Here is a 1,177-nt window from a genome sequence, read left to right as displayed (position 1 = left end):
GCGCCGCCGCTTCCACCTGATCGTGTGATGCCCATGCGTTCGACTGCCGGTAATCTTGGTGTGTGGACAGCGAAACGGTGTGGAAAGCGGATGCGATGGCCTTGGCCGATCGTATCTCCGCGCTGCTCACTGTCGCGCGGTCTGCCGAGGCTGAAATCGGTTCGCTGCTCGCGGAAATCGAGTCCCGCGGTGTCATGGAACTCTTCGGATACCGCTCTGTAGCACGGCTTTTCGAGCATCTCGCTGATGTTCCCAAGTCTGCCGCCGAAACCGTGGTCAAACGAGCCCGAGCCCTTACCCCCGGCCGTAACCTCGACGGCACGCCGATCCCCGCTGTTGCTCCCGCCACCGGCACTGCCGCTTCGGTTGGCCGATTGAGCAATCCGATGATCGACACCATCGTCGGCACGCTCGCACAGATCCCACCGGAGCATCGCGACGAGGCCGAGCAACACCTCCTCACCTTCGCCGAAGATGCTGGCCACAAACAGGTCGCAGCGTTGGGCGCGCGAACCGTGGCCCACCTCGACCCCGACGGCAACGAGCCCGACACGACCGAACCGGCCACGCCCAGCCGAGAACTTTCCTTGCGCCGCAAAAGAACCGGGATCTGGGAACTGAACGGCCGCTTCGACGACGAGACCGGCACCCGCGCCAGCGCTCTGCTGGACTCCCTGGCTCAACGCCGCACCACAGACGAAGGCCCAGACCTCCGCTCGCCACAGGAACGCTACGGCGACGCCTTCTCCGACGCCATCGACCTCGCCCTCAACACCCCAGACCTGCCGATGCAGGCCGGCGAACGAGCCCACGTGATGATCGCGGTCTCGTTGGAAGACCTGAAGTCCGGCATCGGCCAGGCAGTCCTCGGCAACACCCCCACCACTCCCAAGGCCAGCTTCGGCCGAGCCACCCTCGGCGACCTCGGCACCATGTCCGCAGCCGAAGCACGAATCCACGCCTGCGACTGCAAAATCATCCCTGCAGTCCTGGGCAAGAACAGCGAACCTCTCGACCTCGGCCGCCAAAGCCGGTTGATCACCGCCGGGATCCGCCGAGCGCTCTACCTACGCGACCGCGGGTGTGCCTTCCCCGGCTGCCACCGCCCACCGCGCCATTGTCAGGGTCACCACATCCGCCACTGGGCTGATGGCGGCCCGACCGAGCTGGGCAATCT

At 65.8% G+C, this 1,177-nt stretch carries 1 protein-coding gene; it reads left to right on the top strand.

Annotated features, from left to right (window positions below):
• Positions 1-95: 95 nt before the first annotated feature.
• On the top strand, positions 96-1,177 hold a 1,082-nt coding region (locus AB0C38_RS49500), incomplete at its 3' end, for a DUF222 domain-containing protein (protein WP_360688739.1).

The sequence above is a fragment of the Amycolatopsis sp. NPDC048633 genome, assembly GCF_040650695.1.
In the GTDB taxonomy this organism is placed as follows: Bacteria; Actinomycetota; Actinomycetes; order Mycobacteriales; family Pseudonocardiaceae; genus Amycolatopsis.
This window is presented reverse-complemented; position numbering and strand designations above follow the sequence as displayed.